The following is a 22,426-nucleotide window of genomic DNA, read 5'->3' on the forward strand; positions in this document are numbered from 1 at the left end:
GCAGGCGGCGCGGTGGCGAGGTCAGGCAGGCTGGACCCGATGGTGGATGAGCGTCGGCCCATCGGCCTCGAGAGCCGCCGCGGCGAGCGCCGCCAGCTCGTCCTCCGAACCGCTGGGGCAACCGCGGGCTCCCATGGCGCGGGCGAGGGCCGGGAAGTCGGGTTCGCGCAGGTCGACGCCTTGCGGCTCGATGTCGCGTTCGACCATCTGCTCACGGATCTCGGCGTAGCCACCGTTGTCGACGACGACGATGGGCAGCGGCAGTCGCTGCTCGACGGCGGTCATGAGCTCCTGGATGGAGAACATCGCGGCGCCGTCACCGACGAGGGCGATGACAGGTCGTTCCGGCTGGGCGACCTTGGCGCCGATGGCTGCCGGGATGCCGTAGCCGAGGGTCGCGTAGCCCGTCGGGTAGAGCAGCCGGTTCGCCGGGGTGAACGGCCAGCTGTGGACGGTGCCGTAGTAGGTCACCTGGGAGCTGTCACCGGCGACGACGGTGTCTGGCGGGAGAGACTGTGAGAGCGCGAACTGGATTGCAGCCCACGGCTTTCCGGCCTGCTCTGCCTCTGCGTCGAGGGCGGAGCGCAGTCGGCCCGACCGACGTTCGTCGCGCGACGCGAGAGCAGCGGGCGTGGCCTCGAGCAGGGCGGCCAGGACGAGGCGGGCGTCACCGACGAGCGGCAGGTCTGCCCGGACGTTCTTGTGCATCTGGGCCGGGTCGAGGTCGACGCGGACGACGAAGCGCTCACCGGGACGCCCCGGCTGGACGGACCCGCCCCAGAGGTCGGAGTCGCCGAGCTCGGTGCCGACGAGGAGGATGACGTCGGCGGCGTTCATCGCACGGTGGGCCTCCGCGAGCCGTGCGCCCGCGCCGAGGGCGTTGGGGTGCGACTCGTCGATGACCCCCTTGCCGTTGACGGTGGTAAGGACGGGGAGGCCGCGGTCGGCGAGGGCGCGCACCTCGGCCGCGGCGCCGCGTGCACCGCCGCCGGCGACGAGGATGGGCTGTCGGGCACGGGCCAGGACCGTCGCCACACGTTCGACGGCCTCCGGCGCCGGGCGCACGGCGGGAGGCACCGGGCGTGAGGCACACTCCCGTGCAGACCAGCTGCCCTCGAGGACGTCGACGGGGATCTCGAGGTGCACGGGCCGCGGGCGCCGCGTCACGAAGCCCTCGAAGATGTCGGCGACGACCTCTGGCACCTCGTCGGCGGTCTCCACCCTGATGCTGCGTGCGGTCACGGCGTCGAGAGCCGCCTGCTGGTTCTTGACCTCGTGCAGCCAGCCGATGTCGCTTCCGACCGTCCCGCGCGGAGGCCCGGGTGAGACGGCGAGCACGGGCACGGAGTCGGCGTACGCCGTCGCGAGCGCCGTGACGGCGTTCGTGACGCCGGGTCCGGAGGTCGTGATGAGCACACCGGGCCGGCCGCTGACGCGGGCGTAGGCGTCGGCCGCGTAGCCGGCCCCCTGTTCGTGGCGGGTGACCACATGACGCATGCCGGAGGCGGGCAGGTAGCGGTAGAGCTCCAGGTTGTGCGTCCCGGGGATGCCGAAGATGTCTGTGATGCCATGGGCCCGAAGGGCGCTGATGACGGCGGCTCCGCCGGTGAGGACGTCAGGCATCGTGGGCGCTCCTGGGTGCCATGGCAGAGACGAGCTCGTATGCCGCGTGGGCGGCAGCGATACCGGTGACCTCCGCATGGTCGTAGGCCGGTGACACCTCGACGATGTCGGCGCCCACGAGGTTGAGGTCGGCGAAGGCCCGCAGCATGTTGAGCAGCTCGCGGCTCGTGAGCCCACCGGCCTCGGGGGTGCCGGTCCCGGGCGCGAAGGCCGGGTCGAGCACGTCGATGTCGAGTGAGACGTACGTGGGGCGGTCGCCCACCCGGGCCTTGATGCGTTCGACGGCGCCCCGCCAGCCCATGTCGTCCATGTCGTGGGCGCCGATTACCTGGAACCCGAGGACCTGGTCGTCGGTGAGGTCCTGCCGGGAGTAGAGAGGGCCCCTGATCCCCACGTGCATGCTTCCCGTCCTGTCGATGAGGCCTTCCTCGCTGGCGCGGCGGAAGGGCGTGCCGTGCGTGACCGGGGCGCCGAAGTAGGTGTCCCAGGTGTCGAGGTGGGCGTCGAAGTGCACGACGGCGATCTCGCCGTGCTGCTCGTGCAGGACGCGCAGGATCGGCAGCGCGATCGTGTGGTCGCCTCCGATGGTCATCGGCTTGGCCCCCGTTCCGGCGACCTCGCGGAGGGCGGCGTCGATCTGCCCCACCGCTTCCTGGATGTCGAACGGGTTGCACGCCACGTCACCGGCGTCGACCACCTGCTGGACGGCGAACGGCTCGACGTCCTGGACGGGGTTGAACGGGCGCAGCAGCTTCGAGGCGGCGCGGATGTGGCCGGGACCGAAGCGTGCGCCGGGCCGGTAGCTGACTCCGGAGTCGAACGGGACGCCGAGCACGGCGACGTCGGCGCGCTCGACCTCGTCGATTCGCGGCAGCCGCGCGAAGGTCGCCGGCCCGGCGAAACGCGGCACCGTGGTGGCGTCGACGGGTCCGATCGGGGTACGAGGCATGGCTCAGAGCACTTTCGCGAGAAACGACTGGGTTCGGTGGTGTTGGGGGTGTAGCAGGACCTGCGTCGGGGACCCCTCTTCGACGATGACACCGCCGTCCATGAAGACCACCCGGTCACAGACCTCGCGGGCGAAGCCGATCTCGTGCGTGACAACGATCATCGTCATGCCTTCTGCCGCAAGGCCCTTCATGACGTCGAGCACCTCACCCACGAGCTCGGGGTCGAGAGCCGAGGTGGGTTCGTCGAAGAGCATGAGCTCGGGCTTCATGGCGAGGGCGCGCGCAATGGCGACGCGCTGCTGCTGGCCCCCCGACAGCTGGGCGGGGTAGGCCGCGGGCTTGTCCTGGAGTCCGACTCGGGCCAGCAGGTCGTGCGCCGCACCCCGTGCCTCGGCCTTGGAGACGCCCTTGACGAAGACCGGGGCCTCCATGACGTTCTCGAGGGCGGTCAGGTGCGGGAAGAGGTTGAAGCGCTGGAACACCATGCCGACGTCGCGACGGGCGGCAGCGACCTCCTTGCGCTTGAGCTCGTACTTCTTGCCGTGACTCCGGCGGTAGCCGACGAGTCGCCCGTTGACGCTGATCTCACCGCTGTCGATGCGCTCGAGGTGGTTGATGCAGCGCAGGAACGTGCTCTTGCCCGAGCCGGACGGCCCGAGGAACGAGACGACCTCGCCCTTGCGGACGGTCAGGTCGATGCCCTTGAGCACCTCGAGGTCGCCGAACGACTTTCGCACGTTGATCGCCTGGACCATGGGCGCGGCCGGCGCGACCGCCCGGGGGGCGTCGCTCCCGGTTCGCGCCCCGGTCGTGGGGTCCGTGCGGGTGGGGGGCTGGTTCGTGGCCATCAGCGACCTCCGATCGCGAGCCGGCTTCGACGGGCTACGGCGCCCAGGACGCCGCGGGACATCCGCCGCTCGATGCGCGACTGGACGACCGTGAGGATCGTGGTGAGCACGATGTACCAGATCGAGGCGACGATGAGCAGCGGGATCTGCTGGAAGTTGCGCCCGTAGATCAGCTGGGCCGTCGTCAGCAGCTCGGGCAGGCCGATGACCAGGCACAGCGAGGTGAGCTTGAGCATCGACACGAGCTCGTTGGCCGTCGGCGGCACGATCACCCGGGCCGCCTGCGGCAGGATGATGCGCCGGTAGGTGAGCCCGGGGCTCATGCTGAGCGCCTCGGCCGCTTCCGTCTGGCCACGGTCGACCGAACCTATGCCGGCGCGCACGATCTCGGCCATGTAGGCCGCCTCGTTGAGTCCGAGCCCCAGGATGGCAGCGACGAACTGCGTGATGAGGGTGTTGCTCGACACGGCGAAGAAGGCCGGCCCGAACGGCACACCGAGGCTGATCTGGGGCAGCACCGTCCCGAGAAAGAACCAGAAGAGCAGCTGCACCAGGATCGGTGTGCCACGGAAGAGCCACACGTAGCCACCAGCCACGCCACGCAGGATCGGGTTGTCCGACAGGCGCATGATGGCGAGCAGCGTGCCCAGCACGACTCCGATGAGCATGGCGATGGCGGTGAGCTCGACCGTCAGCAGCAAGCCGCGCAGGATGGAGCGCTCGAAGAGGTAGCCGAGCACGAGGTCGAGACGCAGCTGCTTGGTCGTGACGACGAAGTTGACGAACATCGCGGCCAGCACGACGAGGACCGCGGCGGCCACCCACCGTCCCGGATGACGGAGCCGGACGATCGGCTCCTCTGCGTGCGACGCCGCGGAGACGTCCGCCACGTGCGGTCCCGCGGATGCGGGCTGTCCGGCCATCAGCTCACTTCCCGGTGTTGAGCGGGGCTCCGGGCAGTGCCTGCGCCTGGAGGTTCCACTTGGCCAGCAACGCGTCGTAGGTGCCGGACGACTGCACCTTCTTGAGGGCAGCCTGGACGGCATCTCGCAGCTGGGTGCTCTTCTTCGGCACGACGATCCCGACAGGCAGCGTGCCGAACGGCTTGGCCGGGACCTCGAAGGCGTCAGGGGCCTGCTTGACGTTGTAGGCGAGGGTCAGGTCGAGGGCGACGACCGCGTCAGCGCGACCGGACTGCAGCGCCTGGACCGCGCTGGCCTGGTCGGGGAAGGGCAGCTTGGTCACTGCCGGCTTGCCGGACTTGGTGCACTCCGCGGTGATGTCGTCGACGGACAGGTCGCCGGTGGAGCTCTTCTCGACGGCGGCGCTCTTGCCGCACAGGTCGAGCTTGTCCTTGAGGCCCTTCGGGTTGCCCTTGGCCACCATGAAGGCGACCCCGGAGTTGAGGTAGTCGACGAAGTCGACGGTCGCCTGACGCGACTTCTTGTCGATCATGCTCGTCAGGGACAGGTCGTACCGACCCGCGTCGAGACCGCCGATGATGCCGTCGAAGTTCGTGTTCTGGAACTCGAACTTGACCCCCAGCACCTGGCCGATGGCAGCTGCGAGATCCGGGTCGAATCCGAGGGCGGTCGTGTTGTCCGCCGCATAGAACTCCATCGGCGGGAAGCTGATGCCCGAGGCGACCTTGATGGTGCCGGCGCTCCTGATCGAGTCGGGCAGCGTGGCGGCGATCGTCTCGTCCTTGGGCAGGGCGGTCGCCGAGGCGGTGGCGCCGGCGGTGGCGCCGGGAGCCGCGGCGCTCGTGTCGGCCTCCGGCGCAGCGCAACCAGCGGCGAGGGCGACGGCGGCGAGGGAGCCCACCACTGCGAGGTGTCGAAGCTGCATGATCATCTCTCCATTGAGTTTCATGTGACACAACAAAGGTTGTGTGATGAGGATGTTGCCCGGCATGATGTGCTGTCAAGAGGGTTGCGGCGATTTCCCACCCAGCCAGTGCCGCGGCGCGAAGGAGAACTGCACATGCGACCGGTTCCCGTCTCCCCCACGAGCGACGGGGCGCGCATCGGCGCCCGCCTGCGCGCGGCGCGCAAGGCGAACGGATACACGCTCGACCAGCTCGCGGCAGCCAGCGGCCTCACGAAGGGCTTCCTCAGCCGGGTCGAACGAGACGAGACGTCCCTGAGCGTGACCTCGCTCATCACGCTGTGTGAGGTCATGAGCATCGAAGTGGGCTCGCTCTTCAGCGCGCCCGAGGTCGATCTCGTCAGCCATGAGACGGCACCGACGATCAACCTGGGGGGCAGCGGCGTCGTCGAACGGCTCATGACGCCCCGCGGTCAGTCACGCGTGCAGCTGGTGCGCAGCAGCGCCGAGCCCGGGGCGTCAGGCGGGACAGACCTTTACACCATCAACTGCGCGGTCGAGGTGCTGTACGTGCTCGAGGGCAACATCGACCTCGTCTTCGCCGACCACCGCGAGCACCTCATGGCCGGGATGGCTGTGACATTTCCGGGCGGCGAGCCGCACACGTGGCACAACGTCAGCACGTCGGTCGGTGCCGAGATGCTGTGGATCCTGTCGCCGGCGCCATGGAGCGGCAGCTCGTGATCGGGGCGGCATCGCCCTCGCTGCGCTCGCGCCTGTGACCGGGGACGGCGCCGCACGCCTGCGCGTAGGTGTCCCGCGCGTATCGCATCCCTCCGTGTGTGGGCGTCCCAAGGGTGGGTACTGGAAAGTCTGGCGTCCCGGAGGATTGAGGGGTGCTTCCGGGGCGCTCCGGTCTGCGAGTCAGCTGCGCGACCGGCGATGCGATGCGCCCGCGGCCATCCAGGTTCCGGGACGCAGACCTGCGCACCGCGCAGAGCAGGGCCCAGCCCAGGACGACGCTCTTGCGGTTCGCGCGAAGGGGCGCGTCCCGCCCGAGGTGGGAGGCAGGCGGGACGCGCCTGCTCCGGCTTGGGGGCAGCCGGAGCATCAGTTGCCCACCCGGAGGGGACCCGATGAGCATGCTCAGGATGATCACAGGTTCCCCCCGATACCGGGAGCAAATGGACAAAGGGGCCCAGGGTCACCTCGACGTGACGAAGCGCCCGAGAGCCCGGATGTGGCGGGAGACCGGGACCCAGCGGGGCCCCCGCACCCCGGACTGCAAGCGGGCCGGTGCCTCGCGCCCAGCCCCTCCCGCTGAGAGGCTCCTGCGCGTGTGCTGGGTGCCCGATGACGGTCCGGCGACCCGCCGGTGACGTCGAGATGGCTGGAGTGACGCGCAGGTGAACGGCTGGAGACACCCTCGACGAAGGCCGTAACGGCATGCGCCCACCGCGGGTTGTCCCTGCCGTGAGCATCACGAGACGAGCCGTCCTGACCGGAGCGAGTGGAGCCGTCGGGGCGAGCGCCCTGACCGGAGCTGTCGCGTCCGGTTCCGCGCGGGCAGCGGCGCAGCGGGCCGCCCCGCAGCTGCCTTCTCCCGAGGCGTCGGGCATCGAGCACGTCGTCGTGGTCATGATGGAGAACCGCTCCTTCGACCACTACCTGGGCTGGCTGCCCGGCGCACGAGGCAAGCAGGCGGGCCTGACCTTCACCGACCGCTACGGCCTTCCGCACTCGACCCATCACCTGCAGGACAAGCAGGGCTGCGCCCACCCCGACCCCGACCACTCGTTCGAGGGCGGTCGCATCGAACTCAACGGCGGCGCCTGCGACGGGTGGCTGCGCGCCGGCGAGAACGACGAGTTCGCGATCGGCTACTACACGGACGCCGACCTCGCCTTCTACGGCAGGGCCGCTCGCGACTGGACCGTCTGCGACAGCTACTTCTCGGCGATCATGGCCGAGACCTACCCGAACCGCTTCTACCAGCACGCCGCCCAGACCGACCGCATCCACAACTCGAGCACGGTCGCGACCATGCCGACGATCTGGGACCGGCTCGCCGGCGCGGGTGTGCCGGGCCGCTACTACTTCGTCGACGTTCCGTTCACCGCGCTCTGGGGCAGCAAGTACGCCGGCATCTCCAGCCCGTACGCGCGCTTCCTCGCCGACGCCGCCGCGGGCACGCTGCCCGCCGTGTCGTTCGTCGACCCGAAGTTCCTGGACGAGGGCACCGGCTCCTCCGCCGACGACCACCCGCACGCCGACATCCGCGCCGGACAGGCCTTCCTCGACGAGGTCTACGACGCGGTGCGCACCGGACCCGGCTGGGACAAGACCGTGTTGGTCATCAACTATGACGAGTGGGGCGGCTTCTACGACCATGTCGCTCCCTCCGCCGCCCCCGACGCGCACCCGGAGTGGGGTCTGCGGGGCTTCCGCGTCCCCTGCCTCGTCATCTCGCCGATGGCTCGCCGAGGCTACGTCGCGAAGGACGTCTACGACCACACATCGGTCCTGGCGATGATCGAGTGGCGCTGGCGGCTCGACCCCCTTACCCCGCGCGACGCGTCGGCCCGAAACCTCGCCGAAGTACTCGACTTCACCCGACATGACCTCACCGCGCCCGCGTACGCCGTGCAGCCGTTTGTCGGACTTCCCTGTCCGGCAGGCGGGTTCGCTGACTACGAGGACTGGAACGCCTTGAAGACGCTCGCCCTGGACCACGGATGGAACCTACCCCGATGACAACTCCCCGCCGCCCGCTGCTCGCCACGGCACTCACGCTGGCACTGGCCGCAGCCGCCACGCTCGGTCTGGCAAGCGCCGCCCCTGCCGCCCCGGCCGGTACCGCCACCGCCTCGGCCCCACCGTTGCCACCACCCGTTGGGCACGTCTTCGTGATCAACCTCGAGAACAAGGGATTCGACGAGACGTGGGGCCCGGACTCGGCCGCGCCGTACCTGTCCGGGACGCTGCGCAACCAGGGAGTCCTGCTGACCCAGTACTTCGGCACGGCCCACAACTCGCTACCGAACTACCTCGCCCAGCTCACCGGCCAGGGGCCCAACCCGCAGACCCAGGCCGACTGCCAGACGTACTCGCCGTTCGTGACCGCCGGCCCGACGGTCGACCCGGGTCAGTACGTCGGCGAGGGGTGCGTCCTGCCCGCACAGGTCCCGAGCCTGCCCGACCAGCTCGACGCTGCCGGACGCTCGTGGCGCGGCTACATGGAGGACATGGAGACGCCCTGCCGCCACCCGCAGCTCGGCGCCGTCGACAACACGCAGAAGGCCCGGCCCGGTGACCAGTACGCCGTCCGGCACAACCCGTTCATGTACCTGAGGTCGGTCACCGACTCCCCCACCTGCGGCGACAACGTCGTCGACCTCGGGTCCCTGACGACCGACCTCGCATCGTCCACCACGACCCGCTCGCTCAGCTACATCACGCCGAACCTGTGCCACGACGCGCATGACTCGCCGTGCGTGGACGGGCAGCCCGGCGGCCTGGCCGGCGCTGACGACTTCCTGCGCACCTGGGTCCCGCGGATCACCGCGTCGCCGGCGTTCAAGAAGGACGGCGCGCTGGTCATCACCTTCGACGAGTCGGACAGCCCACAGACCGACGCCACAGCCTGCTGCGGGGAGGGCCCGGGCCCCAACAGCCCGCTCCCCGGCATCACCGGACCCGGCGGCGGGCGGGTGGGCGCGCTGGTGCTCTCACGCTTCGTCACGCCCGGGTCGACGAGCACCACGCCGTACAACCACTACTCGCTACTGGCCAGCATCGAGGACCTGTGGCGTCTGCCGCATCTCGGCTACGCCGCCCAACCCGGGCTCCCCCGCTTCGGACTCGACGTCTGGAACGGCCCACCCGTGGGCCGGCCAGTCACGCGCTGAGGCGAACTTCGACACTCGGCGGCAGGGCGTCGAGGAACCCGTCGACGACGGTGCCGAGGTCCGGCTGGATCTCCTCGTCGACCGCCAGCGGGCCGGCCCCGGTGGGCTGGATGTAGCGGTCGATGACGAGGAAGCCTTGGACGATGTGGCGGGCGCCCATGGAGGAGAGCACCGGTCGCAGGCCGTAGTCGAGAGCCAGCGCGTGCGCGACGCTCCCTCCGGTCGCGAGTGGCAGGACGGTCTTGTCGGTGAGCGCGTACTGCGGCAGCAGGTCGAGCCAGGATTTGAGCAGCCCGGTGTAGGCGGCCTTGTAGACGGGGGTGGCGATGACGACGCCGTCGGCCTGCTCGAGCAGGCCGGCCGTCTGGACGATGGCAGGGTCGTCGAAGTGGGCGTGGAGCAGCGCTGCGGGCGGGAGGTCACGCAGGTTGAGGTGTTCGAGGTCGTGCCCGTGGCGCAGGAGTGTGCGTGAGACGTGCTGGAGCAGGGTGGCCGAGCGCGAGGTCAGGCTCGGTGAGCCGGACACGGTGAGGATGCGGGACATGGTGGTCCTTTCGTGGAGGCCGGTGGCGGGGTGCGGACGTCGTCAGGCGGGTCGACGGATGCGGCGGCGCCGGGCGGGGTCGGTCAGGGCGGGCGGCTGGTAACCCGCGTCGGCGTCGTTGAGGGTGGTGCCGGGAGGCACGATCTCGTCGATGCGGTCGAGCAGGTCGGCGTCGAGCGTGATCTTGTCGGCGCCGATGGCTGCGTCGAGGTGTTCGATGGTGCGCGGGCCGATGATTGCCGAGGTGACGGCCGGGTGCTCCAGGACGAAGGCGAGCGCGAGGTGGACGACCGAGAGGCCGGCCTCGTCGGCGAGGTCGTGCAGGGCGTGCACCGCCTTGAGCTTGCGACGGTTCGCGGGCAGGTCCGGGTCGTGCCTGCCGGGGTTGCGCTCCGCGCGCCTGGAAGGTGCGACCTGCTCGTCGCGCCGGTAGCGGCCGGAGAGCCAGCCCCCGGCAAGCGGCGACCAGGACAGGACGCGGAGGCCGTGCTGCTGCGCGACAGGTAGGACCTCGCGCTCGATGCCGCGCACGAGGACGGAGTACGGCGGTTGCTCGGTGACGGGACGCTCGCGATGGCGGGCGAGCGCGACGTGCTGTGCCTCGACGATCTGGCTCGGCTGGAACGTGGAGGTGCCGATGTACCGGATCTTGCCCTGGTGGACGAGGTCGGTGAGGGCGCCGAGGGTCTCGTCGATGTCGGTGTCGGGCTCGGGCCGGTGCACCTGGTACAGGTCGATCCAGTCGGTCTGGAGGCGGCGGAGGCTGTCCTCGACCTCACGGATGATCCAGCGGCGGGAGTTGCCGAACTGGTTGACGTCGTCGCCGAGCCGGCCGTGGACCTTGGTGGCGAGCACGACGTCGTCGCGTCGGCCGGCGCTGAGGGCCTTGCCGACGATCACCTCGGACTCCCCCTGGGAGTAGACGTCGGCCGTGTCGATGACGTTGATGCCGGCGTCGAGGGCGGCGTGGATGACGCGGATGGACTCGTCGTGGTCGGGGTTGCCCTGTGTGCCGAAGTTCATGGCGCCCAGGGTCAGCGGGCTCACCTTGACGCCGGTGCGGCCCAGGGGCCGGTGCTCGGTCATGCGGGGTGCCTCTCTCGGGGGACGGGAGTGTCGACGTGCGTTGTGGAGAACGAGCTGTCGGGTCGGGTGAGCCCGTAGTGCTCGCGCAGGGTGGTGCCGGTGTAGTCGTGGCGGAAGAGGCCTCGCGCCCGCAGGATCGGCAGCACGTGCTCGACGAACGCGTCGAGTCCGCCCGGCAGCCAGGGCGGCATGACGTTGAAGCCGTCGGCGGCGCCCTGCGTGAACCATTCGGTGATCCGGTCGGCGATCTGTTCCGGGGTGCCGGCGACGGTCCAGTGGCCGCGCGCGCCCGCGAGCCGATGGAGCAGCTGCCGGATCGTGGGGGCCTCGCGTTCGACGATGTCGACGACGAGCTGGCTTCGGCTGCTGTTGACCCGGTCGCCCTGGAGCTCGATCAGGCCTCGGGGGAAGGGTCCGTCGAGGTCGTGGCCGGTGAGGTCGACGCCGAGCAGGCGTCGCAGCAGGTCGATGGAGTATGCCGGCTGGGTGAGCTCGTTGAACTCGTCCTGCAGGGCGCGGGCCTCGGTCTCGGTGGAGCCGATGAACGGGCTGATGCCGGGCAGCACGAGCACATGCTCGGGTTTGCGGCCAAGCTCTGCGGCGCGGCGCTTGATGTCGGTGTAGAACTCCTGCGCGCTCTCGATGGTCTGGTGTGCGGTGAAGATCGCCTCGGCGTAGGTCGCAGCGAACGAGCGCCCGTCCTCGCTGGAACCGGCCTGCACGTAGACCGGCCGGCCCTGCGCGGTGCGGGGGGTGTTGAGCGGCCCGCGCACCCGGAAGTGTCGTCCGACGTGGTCGATCCGGTGGATGCGGTCGGCGTCGGCGAACACGCCGCTGGCTCGGTCGGCGACGAGGGCGTCGTCCTCCCAGGAGTCCCATAGGTCGGTGACGACGTCGACGAACTCCCTTGCCCGGTCGTAGCGTTCGGCGTGCACCGGGTGGGCGTCGAGGCCGAAGTTGTAGGCGGCATCTGGTGCGCCGGTGGTGACGATGTTCCAGCCGGCGCGGCCCTTGCTGAGGTGGTCGAGCGAGGCGAAGAGCCGAGCCGCGTTGTACGGCTCCAGGTAGGTGGTCGAGGCCGTGCCGATCAGGCCGATCCGTTCGGTCGCGACGGCGATCGCCGACAGCCACGTGAACGGCTCCAGACGGAACCGGCTGGCGTAGCGGATGTTGTCGGCCAGGCTGGGGCCGTCGGCGAAGAAGACGGCGTCGAGCTTGGCAGCCTCGGCGCTGCGGGCCAGGTCCTGGTAGAAGGAGATGTCGAGGACCCGGTCGGGGTGCGACTCGGGGTGGCGCCACGCGGCTTCGTGGTGCCCGCCGGGATAGACGAACAGGTTCAGCTTCAGCTGCCGGGTGCTCACGCGGTCACCCCCTGCGCCTGCTCGTCGTACGCGTACCGGTTGGCCGGGCGCGGTAGGCCGTAGTGCTCGCGCAGCGTCGACCCGGTGTATTCGGCCCGGAAGAGGCCGCGACGCACCAGGATCGGGACGACACGGTCGACGAACGCCTCCAGGCCTGAGGGCAGCACGGCGGGCATGATGTTGAAGCCGTCCGCGGCGCCGCCGACGAACCACTCGTCGAGGGCGTCGGCCACCTGCTCCGGCGTGCCGGCGAAGGTGCGGTGGCCGCGCCCTCCGCCGAGCCGGCCGATGAGCTGGCGCACGGTGAGCCGCTCGCGGCGGGCGAGCTCGACGATGAGGGTGTAGCGGCTCTTGGCGCCCTCGATCTCGTCCTCGGCGGGCAGGTCCGCCGGGAGCTCGCGGTCCAGCGGGAGGTCCTGTGGCCGCAGCCGCAGGGTGCGGGCGAGCTGCGCGACGGCGTACTCGGGGCGGATGAGCTCGTCGAGCTCCGCTTCGAGGCGCAGCGCCTCCGCTTCGGTCGCGCCGATCACCGGGACGATGCCGGGGAGGATCTTGACCCCCTCCGGGTCGCGTCCGAGGGCGCCGGTGCGAGCCTTGAGGTCGGCGTAGAAGGTACGCGCGTCCTCGAGCGTCTGGTGGGCGGTGAACACCGCTTCGGCGTACCTCGATGCGAAGGCCTTGCCGTCCTCCGACGAGCCGGCCTGCACGATGAGGGGGTGCCCCTGTGGTGAACGGGGCAGGTTGAGCGGCCCGCGGACGCGGAAGTGCGTGCCGACGTGGTCGATGGCGCGGACTCTGTCGTTGTCGCCCCAGCGACCGGAGGCCTTGTCGCCGGTCGCTGCGTCGTCGTCCCAGCTGTCCCAGAGCTTCTGCGCCACGTCGAGGAACTCGGCGGCGCGTTCGTAGCGGGTGTGGTGGGCCGGCTGGTCGTCGAGGCCGAAGTTGCGGGCTGCGTCGGGGCCTGCGGTGGTCACGACGTTCCATCCCGCGCGGCCGCCGCTCACGAGGTCGACGGAGGCAAACCGGCGGGCGAGGTTGTAGGGGTCGTTGAAGGTCGTGGAGGCGGTCGCGATGAGGCCGATGCGGCTGGTCGCTGCGGCGATCGCGGTGAGCAGGACGGTCGGCTCGATCGCCCCCGAGGGGCGCCGACCGATGTCGTTCCAGAGCACGGGGCTGTCGGCGAAGAAGATCGAGTCCAGGTGGCCGCGCTCCGCGATCTGCGCGAGCCGCTGGTAGTGCGCGACGTCGGTGTTGGCGAACGGGTCGCTCTCGGGGAGCCTCCACGAGGCCTCGTGGTGGCCCGTGCTCATGAGGAAGGCGTTGAGGTGCAAGGTGCGTCCGGCTGACGAGGTCATGACGGGTTCCTTTCGGGGCCGGCGTGGTCGTGGGGGCGGTCGCGAGCGACGTCGTGCCGCGGGGTCTCGCCGATGGCTGGTCCGGTGGTTGGTCCGGTGGTGGTTCCGGTGGTGGTTCCGGTGGGGACTCCAAGGGCGGCGAGCAGCTCCGTGCGGATGGCGGCGAAGGCCGGGTCGGACGGGTTGCGGTCGCGCGCCGAGCCACCGTCGAGGTCGATGCGGCGCTCGAGCGCGATACGTCCCTGGTCGAGCACGATGACGCGGTCGGCGAGGGTGATGGCCTCGTCCACGTCGTGGGTCACGAGCAGGACCGCCGGATGGTGCCGGTCGTAGAGCTCGCGCAGCAGGCCGTGCATCCTGATGCGCGTGAGCGCGTCGAGCGCCCCGAACGGCTCGTCCGCGAGGAGCAGCTGCGGGTCGCGCACGAGGGAGCGCGCCAGAGCGACGCGTTGCTGCTCACCGCCCGAGAGCTGGTGGGGCCACGCGTGCTCGCGGCCGTCGAGCCCGACCTCGGCCAGCGCCTGCAGCCCCTTCGCGTGGGCATCGCCGCCGTCGAGGCCGAGCACGACGTTCTCGATGACGGTGGCCCATGGCAGCAGGCGCGAGTCCTGGAACACGACGGAGACGCGGTCCGGCACGGTGACGCGTCCGGTTCCGGACACCGCCGCGTCGAGGCCGGCGAGCGCCCGCAGCAGGGTGCTCTTGCCGCAGCCGCTGCGGCCGAGGAGGACGACGAACTCACCGGGTGCGATGTCGAGCGAGACCCCGTTGAGGACACCCTTGGGGCCGTAGCCGCGGACGAGGTCCTCGATGGCGACGGTCACGGCGGCGGTCAGGAGTTCAGGGTGCGCTGCCATGACAGGGCCCTCCTCTGCAGGAGTCGGACGGCCCCGTCGGACAGCAGCCCGAGCAGGCCGTAGAGGACGAGGCCCACGACGATGATCTCGGTCTGCCCGTAGGTCCGCGCGAGCTCCATCATGTAGCCGATCCCGCTGGTGCTGTTGATCTGCTCCACGACGACGAGCGACAGCCACGCCCCGGTCACCGCGAACCGGAGGCCCAGGAGGAATCCGGGGAGGGCGCCGGGCAGGATCACCCTGCGCACGAACGCGGCCCGGCTCAGGCCCACGGTCTGGGCGAGCTCGACGTACTTGCTCTCGATGCCACGCAGACCGGCGTGGGTCTGCAGGTAGATCGGCACGAACACCCCGAGGGTGATCGTGATGACCTTCATCGGCTCGCCGATCCCGAGCCACAGGATGAGCAGGGGCAGCAGGGCGAGCGAGGGGATGGCGCGCTTGATCTGCACCGGTCCGTCGATGAGAGACTCCCCCGCCCGGCTCAGCCCGGAGACGAGCGCCAGGACGGCCCCCATCAGGATGCCGAAGAGCAGGCCGAGCCCGGCCCGCTGCGCCGAGACGGCGAGGTTGCTCTGGAGCCGGCCGTCTGCGAGCAGCTCCCCGGCCGTGGTCACGACGGTCCATGGGGCTGAGAGCGTGCGCGGGTCGAGGATCCCGGACGCGGAGCCGGCCACCCAGGCGGCGAGGAGCACCAGCGGGCCGAGCGCAGCGGCATACCGGCGCCGTGGCCCGGGACCGAGCCGTCGGGCGAGGGGCCGCTGGTCGACGCTTACGACAGCGGGCGGGGCTGGGACGGAGGCGGATTGGCGTGGCCGGGCGATGTCGAGGAGGGTCATGAAGCCCTCCCCGTCCGGTACGCGGTGCCGCCGACCTTCTCGAACCGGCGGTCCCAGATCGTTGCCACGTCGATGTGCGCACGCTTCTGCTCGGTCGACAGCAGGTCGGCCGTGGCCTGGTGACGCTTGATCGCGGCGGTCCAGTCGGTGGGAACGTCTCGCGCGCCGGCCGCCTTGACGAGGTAGCCGCCGTCAGCGGCCGAGAGGCCTTGGTTCTTGACGTAGTACCCCTCGATCCACTCCTTCGGATGCTCGTCGATCCACTTGAGGGCGACGCCCCAGTGGGCGACGTACTCGCGGATCGCTGCGGCCTTGCCGGCGTCCTGCAGCGAGGACTCGAGCGCGTACAGGTGTGCGGGGTCGTCGCGCAGGCCGTGCGGGACGACGGTGGCGCCGTCGCTCGCGTACTTCGTGAGGTAGCGCGTGACTGCGACACCGCCTAGTGGTGCGACGTCGATCTGCTTGGAGGACAGAGCGGTCGGGTAGACGTCGCCGGTGCTCGGCAGCTCGACGAGCTGGACGTCGCCCTGGGTCAGGCCCGCCTTCTGCAGGACGCGCAGGACGAGCGCGCCCTGTGCCTGACCGGGGCTGTAGGCGATCTTCTTGCCGCGCAGGTCCGCGAGCGACTTCACGGTCACGCCCGGCGCGACGCCGAGCTGGTAGACCGGGTGGGTCTGCGGCTGCGTGCGGAACTGGGCCGCGACGATGCGGGTGTCGACGCCGGTCCACGCGGCCTGAAGGGGCGGAATGTCGGCAACCGACCCGACATCAAGAGCCTTGGCACGGAAGGCCTCCAGGGTCTGCGGTCCCCCGCTGATGTTGGCGAAGGTGACCGGGTAGCTGAACTTGTCGAGCTCGCCCGAGAGCTTGAGCGCCTGCTCGACCTGCGGGTCTCCCACGACCAGCGTCGTGCCGTTCGGGACAGCGTTCGGCAGGGCCGCGGTCAGGGCCAGCGCAGGGCCGCTGTCGGCCGCTTTTGAGCTGCCGCCGCAGGCGGTCAGGACGGCCAGCACGGGAACTGCCCCCAGGACGACGAGAAGCGATCGGCGACGAGTCGGACGGGTGCGGGTGGAGATGGGCATGGCGGAATGGACCTTTCGGCAGGGAGGTACGGCGAGACCCGGTGCTTCGGGGAGCCCGCACCAACTGAGGGATTGAGTGAAGGGGCGTGCACCAGTGCACGCGCGGTCAAGACACGGGTCAGATCGCGTCAGATCGCGTCAGGGAGGGGCTGCGGAGAGCCCGCAGGCACGGCTCAGCGACAGATGGCGCTGGCGGTCCCCATGAGGTCGATCGCCCGACGCTTGGTCAGCATCTGGTGACGGTGCATGGCCCAATTTCATATGGATTCGGTAGGAGTTGCAACGCGTGGTCCACACGTTGGACACACAGGTCGCCCGGACGCCTACCGGAGAGCACTGCTCGGCCGGATCGGACTCGAGTTTCACTGTGGCGCACTGACGCTCGAGGTCTTGTGACCTCACCTGAGGTGGGCGCCTGCGATGTCGTTAGGCCGTGCAAGACATGTTGTGGCGTCTCGTCGCCCTGCGCCTTCCTGGGACGGTGTCGGCAACGCATCCGCCGCGGGCGGTGTGTCACACGTTCATGCGGAAACTGCCTGGACCCAGCCGCCTTCGCGCGAGGGCGGCCCAGTCGTGGGGTGGTCACAGGGACGGTTCGATGACGTGCAGGTCCAAGATGGTCAGCTCCGTCGGTTCTGCCGGAAATCCCACGCTCGTCAGCAGGTCCCGCATCTCGTCGCTTGACCACCTCTCGCGGATCTGGTCCGCGGACTCCCAGACGCCGATGATGTAGAGGGCCTCGTCACTGGTGGCGCAGTGATGTCTCAACTCTCCGAACCGTACGGCGCCGCCTCGCTGCCCGATGAGGGCGTGCGCGCGATCGTAGGCGGCGGTCAGCTCGGCGACGTCGCCGACGAACTTGGCAATCAGCATCGCAGCCACGCAGGAAACCGTAGACCCGCGCGCTCACCGTTGACCAGCGCACAGAATCACCGCTCACCAGGCCGCCCGACCCGCTGCACCGGGGGACAGAAACCGCGAGGCAGGTGGGGGCGGCAGGCGTTGGCGACGGTGTGTCGCCAGTCGGGTGCAGCACGACGCAGGGAGCTACCCACAGCCCTGGACCGGGAGGTCGTCGACCCCGCGGTGACCGGTCGGCCGTCATGTCGACATCGTCATCGTCAAGGAAACCGGGAACCAACGCGTTGGGAGCCGGGAAGTCAGCGGTGAACCCGATCGCGACCAGGTCCAGGGTCCACGTGGCCTTGACCTTCCACACACTCGTTGACCCGGAACGGTCGGGGAGGTGTAGTGGCCGGCTTGCCGCACCCTTGATGACCAAGCCTTCGATGCCGCCAACGTCAGCGTCTGCATCCACGCGGGCCAAGGACAGGTCAGCCTCCGCACCGTGGTCAGCGCGTCACTCGACAGGCCAGCTGGAGGGCCAGCCGGGTCTCGGGGTCGCTGAGGTCGGCACCGAGGGCCGCTTGGATGCGTTGGATGCGAGCCGAGACGGTGTTGCGGTGCAGCCCCAAGCGCTGCGCTGTTGCAAGGACGGAGGACTCCTCGTCGAGGTAGGCGGCCAGCGTGTGACGCTCAGTCTCGCTCAACGGCCCGAGCAGCGACTGAGCGGCGGGAGCGAATGTGTCGCTACTCGTCCACGAGAGCAGCAGCTGCTCCAGCCCGAGGCTGTCTATCGGGACGAACCATCCAGATCGTGCACGCTCCGCCGCCAGCCTTGCAGCGTCGCGAGCCTCACCGAGGGTCGTGGCCAGCCCCTCACTTCCCGAACCCAACGAGCCGACACCCGTGGCGATCGGGAAGGTGGAGAGGGCCGACGAGTGCAGCTCGTGCAGATCTCGGACATGCTGGGCGAGCTGTGCAGGCGTCGGGGCCTGGGCCACAGTGAGCCAGCCGATGACGCCGGCGCCGCGCGTTGTGGCGTGCGAGTCGACTGGAAGAAGAGCCAGCTTGGAGGTGAGGAAGCGAAGCAGCTCCAGGGGGTCGACACGACCGCGGGCCACCATACGAAAGCCGAGGTGGTAACCGCTGACGCGCCAGCCTCGCGCGAGCATCCGCTGTTCCACCTCCGGGTTGAGGTTCCCCCGGCTTTCGAGGAAGTCACCGAGGAGGCCCGATGAGCGCGATACGTCGCTCACCGCCTCGACCTCGTCGATCAGTAGTCGGGCCGCAACGATCGGCATGAGCACCTCCACGGCGGCCGCGAGGGCGTTGCGGTGGGCGACGCCAGCGTTCTTGCCGTACAGCAGAACTCGCAGTCCGTGTCTGCTCCGGCTCTCGACCGGCACTGAGGCCGCGAACCCCTCAGTGGTCTCCGCAATGTCGAGCCAGTGACCGAAGTCGACGCGACCGAGCACGGCGCTGGGGACCGGACTGCCCGCGCTCTGAAGGACCCCTTCCCGGTCGATCAGTGCGATGCCGTGGCCCACGTTGGCGGCGACGTGGCGGAGCAGGTCGCCGAGGTCGTGCGCCTGGTACTCGATGGAGCGCGCGATCTTCTGGACGGTGGACAGGGTCAGCGCGTCACGTGCTTCAAGGAGCTGCCAGCAGGCTCGCGCGAGCCGGGTGGGGTGCTCGACGTGGAGCACGACGACACCGAGTCGCTCCGCAAGGGCTCGGCTGCCCGCGCCGATCGGGTCGCCGGTGAGGGCGAGCCCGGTGAAGCCACGGTCTCGGACGCGTCGGATCAAGGCATCGGCCTGCCACGACGCCAAGGGAGCCGGCGTGATGAGCACCGCAAGTCCGTTGGTGACGCACCCTGGCAGGTCGTTCTCCGTGACCTCGACGGCGACGGTGGCCCACGTGAGCTCGGGTCCGCCCAGAAGGGTCAGGCCGCCGGCGTCCTGGTGCTCGAGCAGGGCCTGCAGTGTGAGGCCGTCGCTCAGCACACCTCCTCCAACCCTGTGATTCCCCAACGGCTGGGGCGAGCCCTTGCCAGCCTTCTCGGGTGCGTGGCCCACCAAGCGGGGGCCGGCAAGCCGAGGATGATGACGTCCTTGCCCACTGCGAGCTCGTCCACCTGTAGTGGGGCCCGGCTCACGGAGTCGAGCACGGTGATGATCGTCGGACTCGCGGCTTCGACGGCCCCGTTGCGCATCAAGGCGATGAACTCCGAACGTGCCACCAGACGTAGCACGTCAGCGCCGTCGGTGCGCACGTCGTAGGTGTGGACCTCGCCGGCGCCCCGCTCCATGAGGCTGGCCATGACGCGTCCCGCTCCGAGCAGCGTTCCGCCCAGTGCGCTGGCGAGCTCCTCGGGCCGGAGATCATGGGATGCGGCGATGGCTTGGCCCAAACTCCTCGCTCGCTCGATGCCATCGGGGATGGCGTGCTCGGCGAGGTCGCCCACGCGGAAGCCACCCAAGGCGAAGCCGGCCCACCCTCCGTTGCACGATGTCGCGGTTCGCAGGACCCTCTCCACGTCCTCGGGGCGGGCTGCGTGAACGAGCACCACGCCCCCGGCTCCCGTCGGGGTGGCTGCGACCAGCCCGGGCAGTGCATCGACCAGGAGCGAGATCTGGTCGAGGTCCGGGAGCGCTCGTCCCATGCAGTCAGCGTCCACTATGGTTCGCCGGCCGGCGAGCTGGAGAGTCGAGAGACCGTTGAGGCCTGCGCCCTCGATCGAGCACACGGCGGAGGACTGGACACCGAGCCAACGCTCGATCGCCGCGATGGCCGGAGTGAACGGGTCGGCGTCCGGGAGGCGCTCCTCGAGCAGGAGAGTCGAGCCGATGTATCCGATGGCGACGCACGGCGTTGCCGGGTCGAGCTCGTCGACGCTGTGCACCGTGACCGGCCATGTGTCCGACTGGGCCAAGATGAGCTCGGCAACGTGTGGGGAACCGCCGCCACCTGAGCTCAGCAGTGCAAACCCGCGGGAGAGTGTCGGCAGGTCCGCGGCGTGGAGTGTCAGCGGCACCTGATCAGCGTAGAGCGACGGCCAGGTGCCGCTGGACGAGCGACGGACTTGGGTCAGTGCACGAGGGTGGACGCTGGGGCCGGCTGCCTCTCCTCACCCGCAAGAGACTCCACCGGGCTGAACCGCTCTGCCAGTCCGAACGCGTCGGGCCCGAAGGCGGCCAGGGCGGCCGGCGTGCGCATCATCGCCGGAGTCGAGATGCCCAGGACCCGCACCCGCTGTCCATAGCGCAGCCCCTCGGTCGTGATCGGCTCTGCCGACTCGCTGTCCACGACGCAGATCAGGTCCGGGACGATGGCGACCATCCTGCCGTTGCGCAGGGCGATGAGGTTCTCGTTCTGGAACCGGATCTCGAGCTCGCCTCCCCCGCCGTCCGCGGGGGCGATCCGGGCCACGCCCTTGGCGAAGCCTTCGGTGGTGCGCCGGTCGACATCGGTGACCTTGCCCTCGAAGAGCGTCCGCACGTGCTGGTAGAGCGTGGTGGCGAGGGTGTCTCGGATCGCGTCGAAGGGCGAGCGCTTCTCCTCGCGGGCGAGACGGATGGCGCGTCCCAGAGCCAGCGCCATCGACAAGGTGCGAGGCACGGCGGTCCGCTTCACGTCTGCGCCGCTCATGGCGTACTCGGCGATGTGCCCGACACCGCCGAGCCGGATCGTGACTGCCCGGGCCAGCCACTCCATCTGCCTGTCGTCGTCGCCGGTGTCGATGATGACCCGCTCGCCGCGCTCTCCGGCCAGGGCGAGTGGCGAGCCATGCACTCCGTAGACCGCGAAGGTCTCCATGGAGAGTTCGGGGAAGGCTCGGCCCATCCCGTCCGCGTCCACGACCGGCAGACCGCTCTCGGCGGCCACGATGAGCGGGATCATCGAGTTGATCCCGCCACACTCGATCGGCATGGTCGCATCCGCTGTCCTACCGAGGTGCTCCTCGAGGATCCGCAGGGACAGGGTGGGCTCCGTACCCGCCGGGATCTTCTCGATCATGACGGTCGGCGCGCCCATCTGCGCGGTGGGGACCACGAACAGGTCGTCGGCGATCTCGTCAGGGTCGAGGATCGTGATGCTGCCCTCGCCGAGGACGCGCTGGACCAGCATCATCCCGATGTACGGGTCCCCTCCCCCGCCGGTGCCGAGCAGCGTCGCGCCGCGGGCCAGGTCCGGAAGGTCCTCTTTTGTGATCTGCCAGCTCATCAGGCGACCTCTCGTTCCCCGTCGAAGCGATGTGCCTCGATGTCGTAACCGAAGTAGCGCGGCCCGACCAACGCCAGAGCCTCGGTGCTGTGCCATCGCTCGTCCGAGGGCGCCGCGATCACCCGGACCCGTTGGCCGTAGCGCAGCCCCTCAGTGGTGATGGGCTCTCCCGAGTCGTGTTCGAGCACGATGATCAGGTCGGGGGTGGTGGCAAGGACCACGCCGTCGACCTGAGCGAGGAGGTGCTCGTTCTGGAAGGACAGCTCGAGCGCACCGCCGTCGCCCTCGATCCGGGCCCGCCCCCGCGCGAAGCCCGTCGTGGTCGCCCGCTCGATGTCGACGACCTTGCCGCCGAAGAGCTCTCGTCCGCCGAGCGCCTCGACAGCACGGGCCACCGGGTCCTCGTTGGCGTCGCGGGCAGCAGCGATCGCCTGCCCGATGGCGGCGGCCTTCGTGAGTGAGCCGGCCACCATCGTCTGGCTCAGCTGTGCGCCGGACTGCGGGAAGATGGCGATCATCACCGAGCAGCCCATCTCCACGCACGCGACCCGGGCGATCCGCTCGGCCCACGCGTTGTCGACCGTGGTGAGAACGCCGGTGTTGCCCTTGTCGTCCGCGAACGCCATGGGAGTGGCATCGACACCCGCCAGTGTGGGCAGCACCATCTGCAGCTCGGGAAAGGCGCGTCCCATGGCATCGCCGTCGACCAGTGGCAGGCCCATCGCCGCAGCCGCCACGATCGGGATGGTCGAGTTCACACCGCCGACCTCAGCGCACGCGATGTGGGTGACGGGCCCGTCCAGGAACGGCTCCAGCGCTCGCACCGGGGTGACGACCTCGTCGAGCGAGGGCAGCTTCTCGACCATGACGGTCGGAGCGCCCATCATCGCGACCATGACGACTCGCGCGTCGGCGGGCACGTCGTCCACGCTCACGACCTCGACCGGCCCATGCCTGTCGAGCGCTTGCGCCGCGAGCAAGGCCCCGATGTGCGGGTCTCCACCGCCTCCCGTGCCAAGGACGGCAGCGCCCCTCGCGAGGGCCGGGATCTGCTCGGCATCCAAAGTCCAGGTCAT

At 70.0% G+C, this 22,426-nt stretch carries 20 protein-coding genes; 3 read left to right on the forward strand and 17 right to left on the reverse strand.

All coding sequences use genetic code 11. The features are described from left to right. Positions 1-21 precede the first annotated feature (21 nt). From ACFQ2V_RS17715 to ACFQ2V_RS17735, 5 genes are read right to left on the reverse strand one after another with little or no spacing between them, the layout of a single operon-like run. Complete coding sequence (locus ACFQ2V_RS17715) at positions 22-1,623, reverse strand: thiamine pyrophosphate-binding protein (protein ID WP_386054191.1); 1,602 nt, start codon at positions 1,621-1,623, stop codon at positions 22-24. After that, a complete protein-coding gene (gene speB / locus ACFQ2V_RS17720; protein ID WP_386054192.1) occupies positions 1,616-2,572 on the reverse strand; it encodes an agmatinase in 957 nt (318 codons plus the stop codon). The genes ACFQ2V_RS17715 and speB overlap by 8 nt, the downstream gene beginning before the upstream one ends. Before the next feature lie 3 nt (positions 2,573-2,575). After that, positions 2,576-3,421, reverse strand: a complete 846-nt coding sequence (locus tag ACFQ2V_RS17725; protein WP_449343049.1) for an amino acid ABC transporter ATP-binding protein — start codon at positions 3,419-3,421, stop codon at positions 2,576-2,578. Next, positions 3,421-4,344, reverse strand: coding sequence for an amino acid ABC transporter permease (locus tag ACFQ2V_RS17730; RefSeq protein ID WP_386054193.1), 924 nt, complete (start codon positions 4,342-4,344; stop codon positions 3,421-3,423). Before ACFQ2V_RS17730 ends, ACFQ2V_RS17725 begins: the two co-directional genes overlap by 1 nt. Before the next feature lie 4 nt (positions 4,345-4,348). Beyond that, positions 4,349-5,269: an ABC transporter substrate-binding protein gene (locus ACFQ2V_RS17735; protein WP_386054194.1), complete on the reverse strand. Its 921-nt coding sequence runs from the start codon at positions 5,267-5,269 to the stop codon at positions 4,349-4,351. Between the two features lie 135 nt (positions 5,270-5,404). On the opposite strand from ACFQ2V_RS17735, the gene ACFQ2V_RS17740 reads away from it, so the two are divergent. The 3 genes from ACFQ2V_RS17740 to ACFQ2V_RS17750 all read left to right on the forward strand — a co-directional run bounded on the left by ACFQ2V_RS17740 (position 5,405) and on the right by ACFQ2V_RS17750 (position 9,156). Continuing rightward, positions 5,405-5,992, forward strand: a complete 588-nt coding sequence (locus tag ACFQ2V_RS17740; protein ID WP_386054196.1) for a helix-turn-helix domain-containing protein — start codon at positions 5,405-5,407, stop codon at positions 5,990-5,992. Positions 5,993-6,721: 729 nt separating this feature from the next. Continuing rightward, positions 6,722-8,002 (forward strand): alkaline phosphatase family protein, encoded by a 1,281-nt coding sequence (locus tag ACFQ2V_RS17745; protein ID WP_386054197.1) that lies wholly within the window; start codon positions 6,722-6,724, stop codon positions 8,000-8,002. Continuing rightward, positions 7,999-9,156 (forward strand): alkaline phosphatase family protein, encoded by a 1,158-nt coding sequence (locus ACFQ2V_RS17750; RefSeq protein WP_386054198.1) that lies wholly within the window; start codon positions 7,999-8,001, stop codon positions 9,154-9,156. Before ACFQ2V_RS17745 ends, ACFQ2V_RS17750 begins: the two co-directional genes overlap by 4 nt. Here ACFQ2V_RS17750 and ssuE read toward each other — a convergent pair. The 12 genes from ssuE to ACFQ2V_RS17810 form a co-directional block, all read right to left on the reverse strand. Next, complete coding sequence (ssuE, locus tag ACFQ2V_RS17755; RefSeq protein ID WP_386054200.1) at positions 9,146-9,700, reverse strand: NADPH-dependent FMN reductase; 555 nt, start codon at positions 9,698-9,700, stop codon at positions 9,146-9,148. The genes ACFQ2V_RS17750 and ssuE overlap by 11 nt on opposite strands. Positions 9,701-9,742: 42 nt before the next feature. Continuing rightward, positions 9,743-10,786: an aldo/keto reductase gene (locus ACFQ2V_RS17760; protein WP_386054201.1), complete on the reverse strand. Its 1,044-nt coding sequence runs from the start codon at positions 10,784-10,786 to the stop codon at positions 9,743-9,745. Then, positions 10,783-12,147 carry an LLM class flavin-dependent oxidoreductase gene (locus tag ACFQ2V_RS17765; RefSeq protein WP_386054202.1) on the reverse strand — a complete coding sequence of 455 codons (1,365 nt, stop codon included), beginning with the start codon at positions 12,145-12,147 and terminating at the stop codon, positions 10,783-10,785. The genes ACFQ2V_RS17760 and ACFQ2V_RS17765 overlap by 4 nt, the downstream gene beginning before the upstream one ends. Then, on the reverse strand, positions 12,144-13,502 hold the full coding sequence (locus ACFQ2V_RS17770; protein WP_386054204.1) for an LLM class flavin-dependent oxidoreductase: 1,359 nt from the start codon (positions 13,500-13,502) through the stop codon (positions 12,144-12,146). The genes ACFQ2V_RS17765 and ACFQ2V_RS17770 overlap by 4 nt, the downstream gene beginning before the upstream one ends. Further along, on the reverse strand, positions 13,499-14,359 hold the full coding sequence (locus tag ACFQ2V_RS17775) for an ABC transporter ATP-binding protein (protein ID WP_386054205.1): 861 nt from the start codon (positions 14,357-14,359) through the stop codon (positions 13,499-13,501). Before ACFQ2V_RS17775 ends, ACFQ2V_RS17770 begins: the two co-directional genes overlap by 4 nt. Then, positions 14,335-15,198, reverse strand: coding sequence for an ABC transporter permease (locus tag ACFQ2V_RS17780; protein ID WP_386054206.1), 864 nt, complete (start codon positions 15,196-15,198; stop codon positions 14,335-14,337). Before ACFQ2V_RS17780 ends, ACFQ2V_RS17775 begins: the two co-directional genes overlap by 25 nt. Further along, positions 15,195-16,280 (reverse strand): ABC transporter substrate-binding protein, encoded by a 1,086-nt coding sequence (locus ACFQ2V_RS17785; RefSeq protein ID WP_386054207.1) that lies wholly within the window; start codon positions 16,278-16,280, stop codon positions 15,195-15,197. The genes ACFQ2V_RS17780 and ACFQ2V_RS17785 overlap by 4 nt, the downstream gene beginning before the upstream one ends. Before the next feature lie 582 nt (positions 16,281-16,862). Continuing rightward, positions 16,863-17,162 carry a hypothetical protein gene (locus ACFQ2V_RS17790; RefSeq protein WP_386054208.1) on the reverse strand — a complete coding sequence of 100 codons (300 nt, stop codon included), beginning with the start codon at positions 17,160-17,162 and terminating at the stop codon, positions 16,863-16,865. A gap of 470 nt (positions 17,163-17,632) precedes the next feature. After that, on the reverse strand, positions 17,633-19,129 hold the full coding sequence (locus tag ACFQ2V_RS17795) for a PucR family transcriptional regulator (RefSeq protein WP_386054209.1): 1,497 nt from the start codon (positions 19,127-19,129) through the stop codon (positions 17,633-17,635). Beyond that, positions 19,123-20,160 carry a DUF917 domain-containing protein gene (locus ACFQ2V_RS17800; RefSeq protein ID WP_386054210.1) on the reverse strand — a complete coding sequence of 346 codons (1,038 nt, stop codon included), beginning with the start codon at positions 20,158-20,160 and terminating at the stop codon, positions 19,123-19,125. Before ACFQ2V_RS17800 ends, ACFQ2V_RS17795 begins: the two co-directional genes overlap by 7 nt. Positions 20,161-20,213: 53 nt before the next feature. Continuing rightward, the gene (locus ACFQ2V_RS17805) at positions 20,214-21,350 is read right to left on the reverse strand and encodes a DUF917 domain-containing protein (protein WP_386054211.1); all 1,137 of its coding nucleotides are present in this window, start codon (positions 21,348-21,350) and stop codon (positions 20,214-20,216) included. Then, positions 21,350-22,426 carry a DUF917 domain-containing protein gene (locus tag ACFQ2V_RS17810; protein WP_386054212.1) on the reverse strand — a complete coding sequence of 359 codons (1,077 nt, stop codon included), beginning with the start codon at positions 22,424-22,426 and terminating at the stop codon, positions 21,350-21,352. Before ACFQ2V_RS17810 ends, ACFQ2V_RS17805 begins: the two co-directional genes overlap by 1 nt.

It is taken from the genome of Terrabacter terrigena, from assembly GCF_042676085.1.
In the GTDB taxonomy this organism is placed as follows: Bacteria; Actinomycetota; Actinomycetes; order Actinomycetales; family Dermatophilaceae; genus Terrabacter; species Terrabacter terrigena.

Bases quoted from the DNA above. Each gene is read 5' to 3' on its own strand.
- ACFQ2V_RS17715 (WP_386054191.1), bottom strand. From the start codon at position 1,623: ATGCCTGACGTCCTCACCGGCGGAGCCGCCGTCATCAGCGCCCTTCGG.
- speB (WP_386054192.1), bottom strand. From the start codon at position 2,572: ATGCCTCGTACCCCGATCGGACCCGTCGACGCCACCACGGTGCCGCGT.
- ACFQ2V_RS17725 (WP_449343049.1), bottom strand. From the start codon at position 3,421: ATGGCCACGAACCAGCCCCCCACCCGCACGGACCCCACGACCGGGGCG.
- ACFQ2V_RS17730 (WP_386054193.1), bottom strand. From the start codon at position 4,344: ATGGCCGGACAGCCCGCATCCGCGGGACCGCACGTGGCGGACGTCTCC.
- ACFQ2V_RS17735 (WP_386054194.1), bottom strand. From the start codon at position 5,269: ATGCAGCTTCGACACCTCGCAGTGGTGGGCTCCCTCGCCGCCGTCGCC.
- ACFQ2V_RS17740 (WP_386054196.1), top strand. From the start codon at position 5,405: ATGCGACCGGTTCCCGTCTCCCCCACGAGCGACGGGGCGCGCATCGGC.
- ACFQ2V_RS17750 (WP_386054198.1), top strand. From the start codon at position 7,999: ATGACAACTCCCCGCCGCCCGCTGCTCGCCACGGCACTCACGCTGGCA.
- ssuE (WP_386054200.1), bottom strand. From the start codon at position 9,700: ATGTCCCGCATCCTCACCGTGTCCGGCTCACCGAGCCTGACCTCGCGC.
- ACFQ2V_RS17760 (WP_386054201.1), bottom strand. From the start codon at position 10,786: ATGACCGAGCACCGGCCCCTGGGCCGCACCGGCGTCAAGGTGAGCCCG.
- ACFQ2V_RS17770 (WP_386054204.1), bottom strand. From the start codon at position 13,502: ATGACCTCGTCAGCCGGACGCACCTTGCACCTCAACGCCTTCCTCATG.
- ACFQ2V_RS17775 (WP_386054205.1), bottom strand. From the start codon at position 14,359: ATGGCAGCGCACCCTGAACTCCTGACCGCCGCCGTGACCGTCGCCATC.
- ACFQ2V_RS17780 (WP_386054206.1), bottom strand. From the start codon at position 15,198: ATGACCCTCCTCGACATCGCCCGGCCACGCCAATCCGCCTCCGTCCCA.
- ACFQ2V_RS17785 (WP_386054207.1), bottom strand. From the start codon at position 16,280: ATGCCCATCTCCACCCGCACCCGTCCGACTCGTCGCCGATCGCTTCTC.
- ACFQ2V_RS17805 (WP_386054211.1), bottom strand. From the start codon at position 21,350: ATGAGCTGGCAGATCACAAAAGAGGACCTTCCGGACCTGGCCCGCGGC.
- ACFQ2V_RS17810 (WP_386054212.1), bottom strand. From the start codon at position 22,426: ATGACCTGGACTTTGGATGCCGAGCAGATCCCGGCCCTCGCGAGGGGC.